The sequence below is a fragment of the Ruegeria sp. HKCCD4884 genome (genome assembly GCF_013110855.1).
In the GTDB taxonomy this organism is placed as follows: domain Bacteria; phylum Pseudomonadota; class Alphaproteobacteria; order Rhodobacterales; family Rhodobacteraceae; genus Ruegeria.
Genome location: NZ_WVRJ01000019.1, coordinates 58,611 through 73,664, shown reverse-complemented (window position 1 = coordinate 73,664; position 15,054 = coordinate 58,611). Strand labels below are relative to the sequence as shown.

Annotated in this window: 13 protein-coding genes; 3 read left to right on the top strand and 10 right to left on the bottom strand. The window is 59.6% G+C overall.

The annotated features are described in order from the left end of the window. Positions 1-260: 260 nt before the first annotated feature. Positions 261-1,544 carry a Coenzyme F420 hydrogenase/dehydrogenase, beta subunit C-terminal domain gene (locus GS636_RS21120; protein ID WP_171672421.1) on the top strand — a complete coding sequence of 428 codons (1,284 nt, stop codon included), beginning with the start codon at positions 261-263 and terminating at the stop codon, positions 1,542-1,544. Here the strand turns inward: GS636_RS21120 and GS636_RS21115 are convergent. From GS636_RS21115 to GS636_RS21070, 10 genes are read right to left on the bottom strand one after another with little or no spacing between them, the layout of a single operon-like run. Beyond that, entirely contained in the window at positions 1,541-1,759 is a 219-nt protein-coding gene (locus GS636_RS21115) for a tautomerase family protein (protein WP_171672419.1), read from the bottom strand. The genes GS636_RS21120 and GS636_RS21115 overlap by 4 nt on opposite strands. 11 nt (positions 1,760-1,770) lie before the next feature. After that, the gene (locus GS636_RS21110; RefSeq protein ID WP_171672416.1) at positions 1,771-2,748 is read right to left on the bottom strand and encodes an ornithine cyclodeaminase family protein; all 978 of its coding nucleotides are present in this window, start codon (positions 2,746-2,748) and stop codon (positions 1,771-1,773) included. Next, complete coding sequence (locus tag GS636_RS21105; RefSeq protein WP_171672413.1) at positions 2,745-3,113, bottom strand: cupin domain-containing protein; 369 nt, start codon at positions 3,111-3,113, stop codon at positions 2,745-2,747. The genes GS636_RS21110 and GS636_RS21105 overlap by 4 nt, the downstream gene beginning before the upstream one ends. Positions 3,114-3,122: 9 nt before the next feature. Continuing rightward, positions 3,123-4,610: an aldehyde dehydrogenase gene (locus tag GS636_RS21100; RefSeq protein WP_171672411.1), complete on the bottom strand. Its 1,488-nt coding sequence runs from the start codon at positions 4,608-4,610 to the stop codon at positions 3,123-3,125. Positions 4,611-4,613: 3 nt separating this feature from the next. Then, positions 4,614-5,906: an MmgE/PrpD family protein gene (locus GS636_RS21095; RefSeq protein WP_171672408.1), complete on the bottom strand. Its 1,293-nt coding sequence runs from the start codon at positions 5,904-5,906 to the stop codon at positions 4,614-4,616. Further along, positions 5,906-7,099, bottom strand: a complete 1,194-nt coding sequence (locus tag GS636_RS21090) for an acyl-CoA dehydrogenase family protein (protein ID WP_216602989.1) — start codon at positions 7,097-7,099, stop codon at positions 5,906-5,908. Before GS636_RS21090 ends, GS636_RS21095 begins: the two co-directional genes overlap by 1 nt. A gap of 16 nt (positions 7,100-7,115) precedes the next feature. Then, positions 7,116-8,051, bottom strand: coding sequence for a hydroxymethylglutaryl-CoA lyase (locus GS636_RS21085; RefSeq protein WP_171672405.1), 936 nt, complete (start codon positions 8,049-8,051; stop codon positions 7,116-7,118). Between the two features lie 2 nt (positions 8,052-8,053). Continuing rightward, on the bottom strand, positions 8,054-8,848 hold the full coding sequence (locus GS636_RS21080; RefSeq protein ID WP_171672402.1) for an enoyl-CoA hydratase/isomerase family protein: 795 nt from the start codon (positions 8,846-8,848) through the stop codon (positions 8,054-8,056). A 5-nt stretch (positions 8,849-8,853) separates the two neighbouring features. Beyond that, on the bottom strand, positions 8,854-9,987 hold the full coding sequence (locus GS636_RS21075; RefSeq protein WP_171672400.1) for a CaiB/BaiF CoA-transferase family protein: 1,134 nt from the start codon (positions 9,985-9,987) through the stop codon (positions 8,854-8,856). Then, the gene (locus GS636_RS21070) at positions 9,984-12,065 is read right to left on the bottom strand and encodes an FAD-dependent oxidoreductase (RefSeq protein ID WP_216602988.1); all 2,082 of its coding nucleotides are present in this window, start codon (positions 12,063-12,065) and stop codon (positions 9,984-9,986) included. Before GS636_RS21070 ends, GS636_RS21075 begins: the two co-directional genes overlap by 4 nt. Before the next feature lie 164 nt (positions 12,066-12,229). Here GS636_RS21070 and GS636_RS21065 point away from each other — a divergent pair, with 164 nt between their 5' ends. Continuing rightward, a complete protein-coding gene (locus GS636_RS21065; RefSeq protein ID WP_171672395.1) occupies positions 12,230-13,081 on the top strand; it encodes a fumarylacetoacetate hydrolase family protein in 852 nt (283 codons plus the stop codon). Then, on the top strand, positions 13,078-15,045 hold the full coding sequence (locus GS636_RS21060; protein ID WP_171672392.1) for an FAD-dependent oxidoreductase: 1,968 nt from the start codon (positions 13,078-13,080) through the stop codon (positions 15,043-15,045). The genes GS636_RS21065 and GS636_RS21060 overlap by 4 nt, the downstream gene beginning before the upstream one ends. The last annotated feature ends 9 nt before the right edge of the window (positions 15,046-15,054 follow it).

Genomic DNA, 15,054 nt, shown 5'->3' with positions numbered 1-15,054 from the left:
CACACTCAGCCTGCGCCGCACCAGCTACGCCCATGGATACCGCAGCACTCGCCGCCAAAAGTCTCAGTTTCATAGATAGTCTCCCTGTTTGGATATGCCCAGACGCTTTGCGGCCCGTTGCGTGTTGTTTTTCAGAGCTTGGTTGATTTGAACGTTCCCTCTTCCTGTTCTTGGTTCCCCTTGCCCAGACTTTCACAGTAAGAAATAACATTGACAATTAGTCAACCCTATAGTCCGATGTGAGCCACAAAGAGCGGCGCATGATCGACGCTCGAACTGGGAAGAAAGAGATGGCAACACCCCAAACACTAAAAGACGTGACGCGTATTGTTGAGGACGGTTTGTGTATCGGTTGCGGACTTTGCGCATCCCTGTCAGGCGGCAAGCTCGACATGAAAATCTCGCCGCTGGGGTATCTTCGGCCCTACACCAAAAGTGAGCTTTCGCATGAACTGGTGGATCTGGTCTACGATGTTTGCCCCGGATTGCGTCAAGACACATTGCCAGAGCACTTGATCGAACCCGACACCGATATTGACCCGGTTTGGGGCCCCATCAGAGGCATGTATTCTGCGCACGCGGGCGATGAGACAACGCGGATCAAGGCCGCATCGGGCGGCGTTCTTTCTGGCCTGTCCAAATTTCTCCTCGAGACCGGCAAGGTCAACTACATCCTCCACATGCGCACAGCAGACACGGACGCGACGCACGGGATCGCCCACGTGAGCCGTACCGTGGCCGATGTGGATGTGGGTAGCGGCTCAATCTATGGCCCCGGGGCGCCTCTGGACACTTTTCTCAAACATCTGGACGCAGGCGAGCCGTTTGCCTTCATCGGCAAGCCCTGCGATGTGTCCGCTGTTCGCAACTATGCGACCCGGGACCCCCGGGTGGACCAGCTTGTCAAATACATTCTGACGCCGGTGTGCGGCGGCATTGTTCCGCCCGCGATGATGGATAAGTTCCTGCAAAACAAAGGCTTCACCCGAGAAAGCCTGACAAAATTCAAGTATCGTGGCGATGGCTGCCCGGGTGACGTTGAGTACACAGACACCAAAGGACGCTCAGGCAGCGCGATCATGTATGAACCCTATGGCGGCATTCAGGAAAGCGATTGGCAACTGCCATTCCGGTGCAAGATCTGCCCGGACGGACCCGGCGAAGGGGCTGATATCGCGGCTGGCGATCAATGGGTTGATGATGTGCCCGATTGGGAATTTGCCAAGATCGACAAGGGCACAAACGCCGTTCTAGTGCGCACCAAAGCGGGAGAACAGCTTTGGAAAGACGCGGCCGCGGCGGGCTATATCAACATCGAACAAACCATAACACCACGCTTCTACGACACGTGCCAGCATCATCATGTCGTCAAGAAAATGTACACCCGCGCGCGTTGGAACGGGTTGGCGGAAGCCGGCGCGCTTGAGCCGCGATCAAACGGCCTAAGGCTTGACGCTTACTTCGAAAAGAACAGCAATGAGGTCAATCGCGCGCAAACAGAAGGAACGATTGCACGCTTGCCCGGCGGGCGTGAAACGCTTTAGCCGCTCTCTGCTTCGGCTGTCCGGCGCGCATCTATTTCCGTCTGGCTTTCGGACCCGGTGAACCAGTTGTCCCGACTGCGGTCTTCGAAGATGATCCAATTGTGGTCCGGCTTGCTGCCAAGCTCTTGCTCCAGAACCTTCATGAAGCCTTCCGCGACGGCTTTCTTCTGAGCTTGCGTGCGGCCTTCAAATAGTTTGATTGTAATCAGGGGCATGTCGTATCTCCTTAGAAAGCGAGTGAAGTGCCAAGGCCCATTGCCTCGGCGTGTGACAAATAAGCTTGCGCAAGCGCCAGATCGCAGGCGGCCACACCACGATGGACAAAGAGGATGCGATCCTCTGCATTGGTCCGGCCGTGCGCGGCTCCTGAGATCACATTGCCTAAGAACGCATCAAGTCGGGCCTCGCTCATCTCGCCTGAGGTCGTGTGCGGGCCAAGTGCGCCGCGTCCATCCGGCACCCAACGATCCATTACCACCCGGTCCGTCATTTTAGTAAGGCCAAGCGGCAAGGAGCTATAGGCCCCAAAGCAAATGATGAGGGCGCCGGGATCAATCACGTCAATCGGGAACATTGCATTGTCGCCGGGCAATGCCGTGCCATCAATCATGATGTCGGCGCCTTCAAAGCAGGCGTTCCAACTTTCCGTTGCGCGCACGGTAACGCCAAGCTCTTCGGCCAGGGCAGCGGCGGCACTTTCGCTGGTCGTCTTGTCCCTGCCATGCAGGCGAATTTCATCCAGTGGCATCGCTCGGGCGATGTAGCGCAGGGACTGCACCCCGATCCCGGCAGTGCCGACACAGCCAAGAACCTTGGCACTCGTTCGCGCCAACCGCGCCGCACCAATCGCCGTCACCATACCGGTGCGTTCGGTTGTGATTCGCGCCGCTGGAATTAGCCCGGTGACTTGCCCAGTTTCAGTTTCAATCAAGGTCAAACAGCCCGGATTGGTCGCAAGACCTTTTGCTGCATTGCCGGGAAAGCCGCCAACGATTTTGACCAGCGCCACACCTTCATCGGGCAGCGACCCTCGGATCACCGCGATCAGATCATCGCGCCCGGGGACCGGATTAAAGACTGAGGACGGCTCGGCAATCGCCCGTCCTTTGGCCTGCTCCTGAAGGCCAAGTTCCACCGCCGCGCGTATCGCGTCATCCGAAAGCGCAATATGCGCAAGGTCTGCCTCGGACAGAACAGTGATCATGTCTCCTCACCGGGAACGGCGTTCAGCAACATATAGGTCTTTTGCGTCTCTTCGATATTGCGCCAGATGCCACTCCACCCCTTGGGGATAAACCCGGCCTGTCCCGGGCCGACGCGGGTGATGGTGCCATCATCCGCCTCCAGTTCGATCAGGCCAGAGACCACGGTGAACATCTCGTGATGCCCACGCGCGCGGACTGTCAACTCGCCGGGCTGGCCCACCCATTGACCACACATCAGAGTACCGTCCCCAATATCCACCCGGTTCCAAACGGTCGAGGACGGGTCGCCCGCGCGCACAATCGCGGCATCGGGACTGCGGCCGACCCCTGTTGTATCATCTATTTCCATCAGAATTGCTTGCATAGTGTAATCTCATGTCATCTCAAAAGGGTTGGCAACAGTCGGGGCGGTATTGAACCAGATGCTTTTCGGGGCGAAGAATTCCTCGATCGCCTTCTTCCCATTTTCGCGCCCGATCCCGCTTTGCTTTATCCCACCAAAGGGAGAGGTGTAGCTGACCGCGCGGTAGATGTTCACCCAGACCGTCCCGGTCTTCAGGCGTTCCGACAAGCGCACCGCGCGGGACAAATCTTGCGTCCAGAGCCCGGCTGCGAGGCCATAGTCCGTATCATTGGCAATCGTGATCGCCTCGTCTTCGCTGTCGAACGGGATGACGGACAAGATCGGGCCGAACACCTCTTCGCGCGCAATACGCATATCATTGGTGACACCAGTGAAAATCGTCGGTTCGATAAAAAGGCCGTCACCGCATTCTGCCCCCTGCCCTGCTTTGCCGCCAAGAACGCAGGTGGCACCTTCGGCCTTCGCGATATCGATATATTCGAGAATCTTTTGATACTGGGCCTCGGTCGCCACCGGGGCCATTTGCGTCGCAGCATCCAGCGGATCGCCCATCCGGATGCCCTTGGATTTGCTCACAATCCGCTCCACCAGATCGTCATGGATATCGCGATGAACGAGCAGCCGCGATCCCGCAATGCAGGTTTGCCCGGTCGCAGCGAAGATGCCCGCCAGAACGCCGTTGGCGGCGTTATCCAGATCGGCGTCGGGAAAGACGATATTGGGGGATTTGCCGCCAAGCTCCAGCGCAACCTCGTGGAAGTGCTCCGCAGCCAGCTTGTAGACAGCGCGCCCGCCCACGTCGCCGCCGGTGAAAGACACCTTGGCAATCCGTGGATCAGAGACCAACGCCGCGCCAATCTCATCCCCGTAGCCGGTCACGACATTGACCACACCTGGAGGAAAGCCCGCTTCGGCGAACAGATCCGCAAAGACCACTGAGGACACAGAGGTGAATTCCGAGGGCTTGAGCACAACGGTGCAGCCCGCCGCCAGCGCCGGGGCCAGCTTGTAAGCCGCCAGGAGCAGCGGCGAGTTCCAAGGCGTAATACAGACGACTACGCCCAAAGGCGCGGGGCGCGTAATGTTTAAGACCGCCTGATTTTCATTGGACAACACAGCCCCCTCAACCTTATCGGCAAGACCGGCAAAATAGCGGTACCAATCAGGGATACGGCGCATTTGGCCCAGCATCTCGGTGATGCGCTTTCCATTGTCCATCACTTCAAGGCGGGCAAACTCCTCCGCCCGCGCTTCAAAGAGGTCGGCAAGCCGGTGCAGAAGTTTGCCCCGCGCGCTTGGGGTCAGCCCGGCCCAATCCGGCCTTTCGAACGCCTGCACCGCTGCACCCACCGCCGCCGCTGCATCCACCGCTGTTCCGCGTGGGATACGCGCCCATGTCTTGCGGGTGAATGGATAGGCTGTGTCAATCCATTCGCCAGTTGCGGCCGGACAAGCCTCGCCGCCGATACGCATGGGGTAGTCCAGAACTTTGATCATGAATCAACTCCGTGTTGAAAGGGCCGCGAGGACGGAAGCAGCGGATTCGGCCGACAAGAGAACTTGCGCCACTGCGTCGGTTTGATTGCCCAGCAACGGGCTAGTCAGCCGCGCGAACTTGGCGATAAGCGCAGCCTCTTGCTCGTCGAGGTCTTGCGCAGGCGCGCTGACATCGCAGCGCATCTCCAGCCGTGGGTCCTGCCCACGCTCGATCCGGATCGCGGCTTCCATGCGGTTGGTCGTTTCAAGCGGTTTGACGGTGATGCGACGACTCAATGAGGAAATTTCAGGATCTGCCGCTAGCGCATCGGTAAAAGCCGCCGGAGCGGTTGTGTCCCACCCCAAAAGCGTCATGGCCACAAGGTGACGAACCGAGAATTTGACCTCGAGCCCGGTCTTGGGGGCAACGATGTCACATACTGTTAGCAGGGGCTCTTGCAAGCCAATGGTCACCCCGGTGATGTCCTGCACGTCGACTTCCGTGCCGAGCCTTCGCGCGGCTTCCATCGCGGAATGGGCATAGTAGCAGGCAGCGTGATGTTTGAAGACATTTTCCTCGATGGCAAAAGCGGCTGTCGCATCGGGGCGGATAGGCCGCGCGGCAAACTCAGCGGACAGAACCGGCCCGAAACCCTGCGGATGTTCGATACCGTCCATCGGCGCGGACATCCCTGCAATCGCCCACTTCGCTGCGCGCAACCCGCGCTCTGCGGCAAACCCGGCATGCAGCGGTTTCGCCATCGTCCCGAACGTCGCGCGCAAGCCAGAGGCCTGCGTTGCGGCCAGTGATAGGGCCCGCGCGGTGGTGTCGTGATTGGCCCCGCGCAGGCGGCAGACAGCTGCGGCGGCGGCGACTGTTCCGACCGTCGCAGTGGTGTGAAACCCGTGCTCGTAATGCGCCGGCCCCAGCATTTCGCCAAGGATGGCGGCAACCTCGGTTCCGGCAACAAGCGCATCCGCCAGATCGCCATCGCCCGCGGCAAGCAGGGCGGGAAGGATCGCCACGCTCGGATGACCGCGCATCCGTTTGTTGATGTCGTCAAAATCCAGCGCATGAGAGGCCGCGCCCATGACCCGCGCCGCCGCTGTGGGCGCAAGGCGCTCCGGACGACCTGCCACCGCGCTTGGGCCCCGCTCGGCATCGGCTACCAGAAGCTCCACCAAAGGATCGCCGCACGCGGCCAGCGTCACCCCCGCCCAGTCCAGCACCGCATGTTCGGCCGCGCGCATGGCACGGGGGGTTGGCGGGTCGTCCGTCCGGGCAATCCATGCCGCAATATCTGCGGTCGCGCCCATCAGTAGGATTTTGGAAGCCCCAGCACATGCTGGGCTATAAAGCTTAGGATTAAGTTCGGCGAGATCGGCGCAATCCGGCCAAGTCGCGCGTCGCGCCATTTGCGTTCGATGTCGTACTCGCTCGCAAACGCAAAGCCGCCAAAGGTGGTAAAGCACGCCTCTGCCGCCTTCCAGGCGGCTTCTGCCGACAAAAGCCGCGCCATGTTTGCCTCTGCCCCGCAGGGGAGCCCGGCTTCGAACATGGCCGTCGCTTTGCGCACCATAAGATCAGCTGCCTCAAGTTCCGCATGGGCCTGGGCGAGCGGGAACTGTATTCCTTGGTTCTTGCCAATCGGGCGCCCGAACACCTCACGCTCGCGGGCATATTCGCTGGCCCGGCGCAGAAAGTAACGCCCGTTTCCAATGCCTTCGCTTGCGGTCAGGCAGCGTTCGGCGTTCATACCATCAAGGATATAGCGAAAGCCCTTTCCCTCTTCGCCAATCAGCGCATCCGCTGGCACGAGGACGTTGTCAAAGAACACTTCGCAGGTGTTGTGGTTGATCATCGCCTCGATGGGATTGATCGTGCAGCCGTTCTGCTTGGCTTCACGCAGGTCAATCAGAAAGGTCGAAATGCCGTGATGACGTTTTTCGACCTGATCCAGCGGTGTCGTGCGGGCGATGAGCAGCATCAGGTCGGAATGTAACGCGCGGCTGGTCCAGACCTTCTGGCCGTTGATCACATAGCCATCATTGCTGCGCTCGGCACGGGTCTTGATCTGGGTGGTGTCCGAACCAGAGGTCGGTTCTGTCACGCCAAAGGCCTGCAAGCGTAACTCCCCACTGGCGATGCCGGGCAGGTATTTCTGCTTTTGCTCGGGGGTGCCATGACGCAGGATCGTGCCCATCGTATACATCTGCGCGTGCCCGGCAGAGGCCACGCCGCCCATGGCGTTGATCGTCTCAAGGATGACCGCGCCGCCCCGCAGGGGCAGACCGGCACCGCCGTATTCTTCAGGAATCAGGGCAGCGAGATAGCCTGCTTCCGTCAATGCGTTGATGAACTCTGTCGGATAGCTGCCTTCAACAGGCTGCTTTTCCAGATCACGCCAGTATTCGCCGGGGAAGTTTTCGCACAGCTTCGAGACTTGGTCGCGGATTTCGGCATAGTCATTGCCAAGATCAACGTGGATTTCTTGAGGCATGTCGCTCATGTTGGGGTCTTTCTTTTTAGGCTGCGGTTGCGGGCACAAATCCTTTTGGGGGCCCGGCTTTGACAAAGGTTCCGTGGGTAGGTTCATCGCCCAGATGCGCGGCCATCACAGCCCGCGCCGCAAGCAGGCGATCCAGATTGATGCCGGTACGCACGCCCATGGATTCAAGCATGAAGACCAGATCTTCGGTCACGACATTCCCAGTCGCGCCCGGCGCATAGGGACACCCGCCAAGCCCCCCTTGTGCGCCGTCCAGTGTGGAGGCCCCCGCCTCGAACGCAGCAAAACAATTGGCGAGCCCAAGGCCACGGGTGTCGTGGAAATGCGCGCCAACAGGCGTGCCGCCCGCGATATCCAGAACCTCGGTATAGATGCGTTTGACCTGCGTGGGGTTGCCGTAGCCCACAGTGTCGGCCAGCCCGATCTTGTCCGCGCCTAGCGCTTTGAGCCGTCCGGCATAGTGGAAAACATCCGCCTCCGGAACGGCCCCTTGGATGGTGCAGCCAAAGCATGTCGCGAGACCGCCCGACACCTTCACACCGCGCGCGCCTGGTGTGGCATTCCGGAGGGCAACAATGGCTCCAAATTCGTCCAGTGATTCTTCCCGCGTCTTGCGCACATTGTTCAGGTTATGTGGTTCAGACACCGACATCACAAAATTGATCTGATCGACGCCCGCTGCAATGGCCCGTTCCGCACCTTTGAGGTTCGGCACAAGCACCGTGATCTCAAAACCCCCCCGCGCGCGCGCAGCGGCGACAAGTTCGGCGGTATCGGCCAGTTGTGGCATCAGCTTGGGTGGCACGAAGCTACCCACCTGAACCTGCGGCATGCCCGAGTTTGCTAAAGCTTCAAGCCAAGCCACCTTCGCTTGGGTCGGCATGATGATATCCGTGGCTTGCAGCCCGTCGCGGGGGCCCACTTCTTGTACCGTGATATCGCGATCCGCCATGGTCATTTCCCTTTGAATTTGGGCGAGCGCTTTTCGTTGAAGGCATTTACCGCCTCGACCCGGTCCTCTGTCCCAACGAGGCGATTGTAAGCTTCAAGCTCGAACTGAAAACCTGTATGCGGATCGAGGTTTTCCGCAACCGAAAGCGCCCGCTTAGCGCGCAGGGTCGACAGAGGCGCGTTGGCAGCGATCTTGCGGGCGGTGGCCAGTGTTTCATCCATCAGATAGGCATAGGGGACGACCTTGTTTACCAAACCCCAGTTGTAGGCGTCTTGCGCCGAGAACGGCTCGCCTGTCAGGATGATCTCTTTCGCGCGACGCGACCCCACGGCACGCGGCAGGTTCTGCGTGCCGGTGCAGCCCGGCATGATGCCCAGCTTGACCTCGGTCAGGGCAAAGCGTGCGTGATCGGCGGCATAGATAAAGTCACAGTTCAACGCATTTTCCAAACCTCCCGCATAAGCGACGCCGTTGACCGCCGCGATCACGGGCACTGGGCAATCGCGCAGTGCCATGATATTTTGCTCAAAGATCGCGTGCTGACGATGCCAATCGGCCTCGGTCATGGTCTTGCGCTCTTTCAGATCGCCGCCTGCGCTGAATGCCTTTTCGCCCCGCGCGGTCAGGATCACGACGCGGATACCGTCGGTATCCACATATAGCGAACGCATGACCTCCATCTGGTCGAGCGCCATTTGGGTATTGCGGGCGTTGAGCACCTCGGGGCGGTCGAACATCACGATTAAAATGTGCTCGTCAACCCGTTCGACATGCAGCGTTTCATAGTCCATGCGCATGGCGCTCAGCCTCCTTTTACCAGTTCTGTGTGTTCACCAAGCGCGGGCGGCATTGTGCGCAGTGCCGGGCGTTCCCCGTCGAAGCTAAGCGGAAGGCCGATCAATTCCGGCGTCGCTTGTTCCAGTGACTGAACGATACCCAAAGCGCGGGTTTGCTCATCGGCGAGCATTTCGGTGATTTGGCGCACCGGGGCGCAGGGGACGCCAGCCTTATCCAAGACGTCCATCCAATGGTCCCGGGTTTGCGTCTTGAGAACGGGTTCAAGAAACCTGTTCAGGTCGGTCAGATTGGCGTAGCGCAGTTGGTTGGTTGCAAAGCGCGGATCGCCAAGAAGGTCGAGAAACCCAAGCGCCTTGCACAGACGCTCAAACAGGTTGTCATTGGGTGCGGAGACAACCAGATATCCATCCGCGCAATCATAAGCCTGATAAGGCGCCATGCCCCGCGCGCCAGAGCCGACCTTTTCCGGATTGCGCCCATCAACCTGCACCATGGCAGATTGATTTGCCACCCAGGCCACCGCGGTTTCATAAAGCGAGCCGTCGATGATCGCGCCACGACCCGTCGATGTCCGCTGATATAGTGCCGCCAGAACCCCGATTGCGGCCCACATGCCAGAGCCCATATCAACGATCGACACTCCAACGCGCACGGGCGGCCTGTCCGGCTCTCCGGTCACCGACATGATCCCGCCTGCGGCCTGCATCAGCGGATCATATCCCGGCGCACTTGCTTTGGGTCCGACAGCGCCAAATGCACCGAGGTTGAAATAGATCAGTTTCGGGTTTGTCAATGACAGCTCAGCTCCATCGAGCCCAAGCTGCGCGACTTTGCCGGGGCGCATATTCTGGATGACCACATCGGCTTTGGTTTCGCAGAACTCTTTGAGCCAATGTTTGTCTTTGTCATCGCGCAGGTCCAGCACGACACTTTCTTTGTTGGCATTCAGCGCCTCAAAGAACGAAGAGCGCCCGTCGGGCAGCATCCGACCCCATTGCCGGGCATCGTCACCGCGTGCGCTTTCGATCTTGATCACTCGCGCGCCAAGATAGCCAAGGATCCACGATCCGAAAGGCGCGGCGACACTAGTGCCAATTTCGACAACTGTAACGCCGCTCAAAGGGTTTGCCGCGCTCATTCCGCCGCCCCTTTTAGCGCTGGTGCGTCCCATCCCGACAGGTTCGCCGACAATTCCACATCCTCGCGCAGGAACGGGACCACATCAGGGTCCGCAAGGCCAAGATCGCGGGCGAATTTGTGCCCGGCAAAGATGGCAGAAGCGATGGTGGCCGGGGCCTGACAGTCGCCAAGTGCGACGACGCGTTGCGCGCCCGGATTTGCGGCAAGCGCCCGGTACAGCCCGTCATTCGGCACCTGCCCCGCCACCATCATCACCGCGTCGCAGGCGATTTGGCGCGCATCTGTGCCGTAGATACCTTCCACCTGAGCCGCTCCCAGGTTTACCCCGGTCAAAGCTGTTTGGGCGTGGATCGTGACGCCAAGCTTAGCCATACGCTTGTGAATATGTTTAATCTCAAGCGAGAATTGCGAGAACCCTGCGAAATGCACCGCCGGGGTCACAATCGTGACGGTACAGCCCATCTTGATCAACGCTTCCGCCATGACCGAGCCAATGTAGAAATGGTCGTCGTCGTAGATTACAACATGGCCCGAAACCTGTGCACCATCCATGACGTCGTCAGGCGTGATCACGCGCGCCTCATCAGAAACGGGGATCGGCGTCGCATGATGCCGCCCGACCCCATCTGCGCGCCACCGTGAACCGGTGGCAATCGCGACAAGGCTGCAATCTGTCTCTGCTACCTCATCCATGCCCATTTCGCTGTCCAGAAAGACCTCAACATTGGGCATCTTGTTGAGCTGCTGCACGCGGTAGTCACGCACCCGCGCCCAGGCCGACAGCCCCGGCAAGCGGCTTTCTCGCGTGACACGGCCACCCAACTCGGTGCGCCTTTCGGCCAGCAGTACCTGATACCCGCGCTGCCCCATGGCACGCGCAGCCTCTAACCCAGCAGGGCCCGAACCCACGATCAGCACGGTGTCATGGGTTGTTTTGTACGGGATCCGCTCCGGATGCCAGCCGCGCCGCCATTCTTCGCTCATTGTAGGGTTCTGGGTGCACCGGATCGGCGCCATCAAGTAGTTGTTTGTCACGCACATATTGCACCCGATACATTCGCGGATGTCGTCGGTAGCACCTGTGCGGATCTTCTCGGGCAAGAACGGATCCGCAATTGAGGGCCGCGCTGCACCGATCAGATCGAGTACACCGCGCTTGATCTGTCCAAGCATCGTATCTGGTGAGGTGAACCGCCCCACGCCGACCACAGGTTTGGTCGTGACCTGTTTGACGAATTTCACGTATTTCTCTTGCCGCCCCTCCTCGCCAAAACGGGACGAAATCGAGTCTTGTGGCCAGGAGCCGACATTCACGTCCCAGATGTCCGGCAGCTCTGCTAGCATCTCGACGACGTCACGACCTTCGCCATCGGCACAAATCCCGGCAGGTCCGATCAGCTCATCGACCGACAGGCGCACACCAACCGCCAACTTATCGCCGATGGCGTCTTTGGCGATTTCGATCAATTCGCGCAGCAGGCGCACACGGTTTTCAAGCGACCCGCCATACTCGTCGCTTCGCTGGTTATGGCGGCGAGAGATAAAGTGGAAAGGCAGCGCCAGATCATGGGCAGCATAGATGTTGACGATATCAAAGCCCGCGCGTTTAGCGTTTAGCGCCGCAGCGCGGGTCCAACGGTGGAGGGCCTTGATATCCGCCGTGTCAATCGCGCGCGTATGGGTCGGGAAATTGCCAAAGGCAGGCCCGCCCGAGGGAGAGAAGGGCAGTTCCCGACTGATGATGTTTGGCGTGACGAACCCGTTATGCGCAAGCATCAAACCGGCAAGGCTGTCATGGGCATGGACCATGTCGGTCATGCGCGAAAGGATTGGAATATCCTGCTCATCCCACAGGCGTACATTGCGAGTGTTGTCCGACGTGTAGTGGAAATCGCATTGCTCGGCGAAAACGACGCCCCAGCCACCTTCGGCTTTGACACCACGCATGGCAGCCATTGAGGTGGGATAATTGCGGCCCATCCCATTGCACTGGGGTGTTTGGTAGAACCGGTTTCTGGACGTCACCGGCCCGATCTGGACGGGGTCGAACAAAATGGCGTAGCGCGGATCCCTCAAGTCATTTCCTCCCAGTATTGACAATTAAGAAAATTTCTTGAGTTATGCTCAATGTCAAGGCAAATTGAATCCGACACGATAGTGTCGATGTTTTCGGAACGGGTCACCTTGGCAGAAGTGGCTGGCTCAACGGTAAAAGTTACCGCGCCATGAGGAGGATCATAATGCGACTTGCAAGATGTGGCGAGACTGGTGCCGAACGTCCCGCCTTGGTGGACTCGGACGGCCAACTTCGGGATATCTCTGCGCACGTGAGCGACATAAACGCCACCACGCTTGCAGAGCAGTCGCTGGCACAGCTCGCAACGCTTGATCCGGCGTCCCTGCCGCTGATCGACGCCAACACGCGCCTCGCCCCCCCGGTTGCTGGAATTCGAAAGATCGTCTGTATTGGGTTGAATTATCACGACCATGCAGCCGAGGTTGGAAAAACCGCTCCGGATGAGCCGATGCTCTTTCTCAAGGCCACATCGTCCATCTGCGGGCCGAACGACCCGATCGAAGCGCCTCTGACCGCCACAAAAACCGATTGGGAGGTTGAGCTTGGCATCGTCATCGGCAAGCGGGCCAAGAACATCTCGAAAGACACCGCCCTTGGCCATATTGCAGGGTATGTCTGCGCCAACGACGTTTCGGAGCGCGCTTTTCAAAGCGAACGGGCGGGCCAATTCACCAAAGGTAAAAGCCACGACACCTTTTGCCCGATCGGGCCTTGGCTCGTAACGCCGGACGAGGCGAGTGATGTTGGAGGCCTAGCGCTTTGGACCGAGGTCAACGGAACACGCTATCAGGACGGCTCAACCTGTGATCTTGTGTTTGATGTGGCGACATCCATCGCCCAAATCTCTGAATTCATGACTCTGGAACCCGGCGATCTGATCCTAACTGGTACACCCGCTGGGGTCGGTAAAGGCCAGAAGCCCGATCCGATTTATTTGCAACCCGGCGACACGATGCGCTGCGGTGTCGAGGGACTTGGCGTGCAAAATCATGTAGTGATCGAGGCCCGTTCATGACGGCACATGCCCAGTTTCCGCTTTTGATGTCCCCGCTTGATCTGGGCTCCGTCACGCTCAAGAACCGAATCGTGTCCACAGGTCATGGCACCCGGCACGTGCAGAACAACAAGGTTGGTGACACGTTCATTGCCTATCACGAGGCGAGAGCGCGGGGTGGGGCTGGCCTGATCATCACCGAAGCCATGATGATCGACGAAAACTCGGTCAATTCCCCTGGCCACCTTTATGTCGGCACTGACGACGTTATCCCCGGCCTGACACAGCTTGCGGATGCGGTGCACGCGCATGGGTGCAAGCTTTTTGGGCAGGTCTTTCACCTCGGGCTCGAACAGATGTCGACCTTGGATGGGCGCCGTGCCGCAGCCTACGGACCGTCCGGCGGTGTCTCGGAGCGCTATCACGTCTCTGGACGCACGCTCTCACGCGACAAAATCGCCGAGCTGATTGCTGCCTTCGCCGCTGCCGCGCGGCGGATCAAGGTAGCGGGTCTCGACGGGGTCGAGATCGCAGCGAGCCATGGCTATCTGATCGCACAATTCCTTTCGCCCCAGATCAACATGCGCACTGATGACTATGGCGGATCGCTGGAAAACCGCATGCGCTTCCTGACCGATGTCATGGCCGCCATCCGGCATGAAGTCGGCGCGGATATGCCCGTCGGCGTGCGTATCTCTGGCGATGAGCTCGCTAGCGACGGCCTGACGCCCGAAGAGGTATTGGAGGTTTGCGACCTGCTCGATGCCACAGGCGATCTCGCCTATCTCAACATAACCTCAGGTTCCAGCCGTCAATCTGGTTCGGCTGTACATATTGTCCCACCGATGAGCACAGACATAGCCCTGACAGCAGGCTACGCGGCGGCCATTCGCAAACGCGTGTCGATGCCAGTGATGGCTGTGGGCCGGATTAATCGCGCAGGCACAGCGGAGCAGGTCCTCTCAAGTGGTCAGGCTGATTTCTGCGGCATGACGCGTGCGTTGATCACCGATCCTGAGTTTCCCAACAAGCTCGCTGAAGGTCGAGCCGACGATGTGCGTGTCTGCATCGGTTGCAATCAGGCCTGCATTGACCGGATGCATCGAGGCTTTGGCGTGTCATGTATCCAACACCCCGAGACCGGGCGAGAGTTAACATATGGCATGGTCGAGACTGCCAAAAACCCAAAGAGAGTCATGGTCGTGGGGGGCGGTCCCGGCGGGCTCAAAGCCGCCGCCGCGGCTGCGGTGAGGGGGCATGATGTCACGCTCTATGAGGCGGAGAATCGGCTGGGCGGGCAGGCCAACATCGCGCAACTGCTGCCGCGCCGGGCAGAATTCGGCGGCATCATCGGCAATCTTGAAAAGGAAGCCCGCGATGCTGGCGCCAAGATCATCACCGGGACCCGGGTGACCCGAGAGAAGATCGAAGCCGAAAGCCCCGACACGGTCATCCTCGCCACCGGCGCCCGGGTCTTCCAGCCGCCGATTGACGGGATCGACGAGGCCCATGTGGTCAATGCGTGGGATGTTCTTGAGGGCCGCGCAAACATCGGAGCGCGGGTCGTGATCGCGGATTGGCGCTGCGACTGGATCGGGCTTGGCCTTGCCGAGAAGCTGGCAAAGGATGGCTGTTCGGTCCGGCTCGTATCCACCGGCCATGTCGCGGGAGAGACGATCCCGCGCTACATGCGCGATTTGTGGCTGGGCGAAATGCACAAGCTGGGGGTCGAGATGATCCCGATGGCACGCCTGTTCGGCGTTGATGAAGACAGCGTCTATTTCCAGCATATCGCAAGCTTTGAGCCGGTGATTTGCGAAGATGTCGACACGGTGGTGCTGTCCCAAGGCCATGAGCCGGTGACAGAGCTTGAGCAAGCGCTGCAGGGCTGGCCGGGCAAGCTCCACGTCATCGGCGACGCGCTTGCGGCTCGCACCGCTGAAGAAGCTGTACTCGAAGGGTTGGAAGCTGGTGCGAACCCTTAGCGGAGGAAC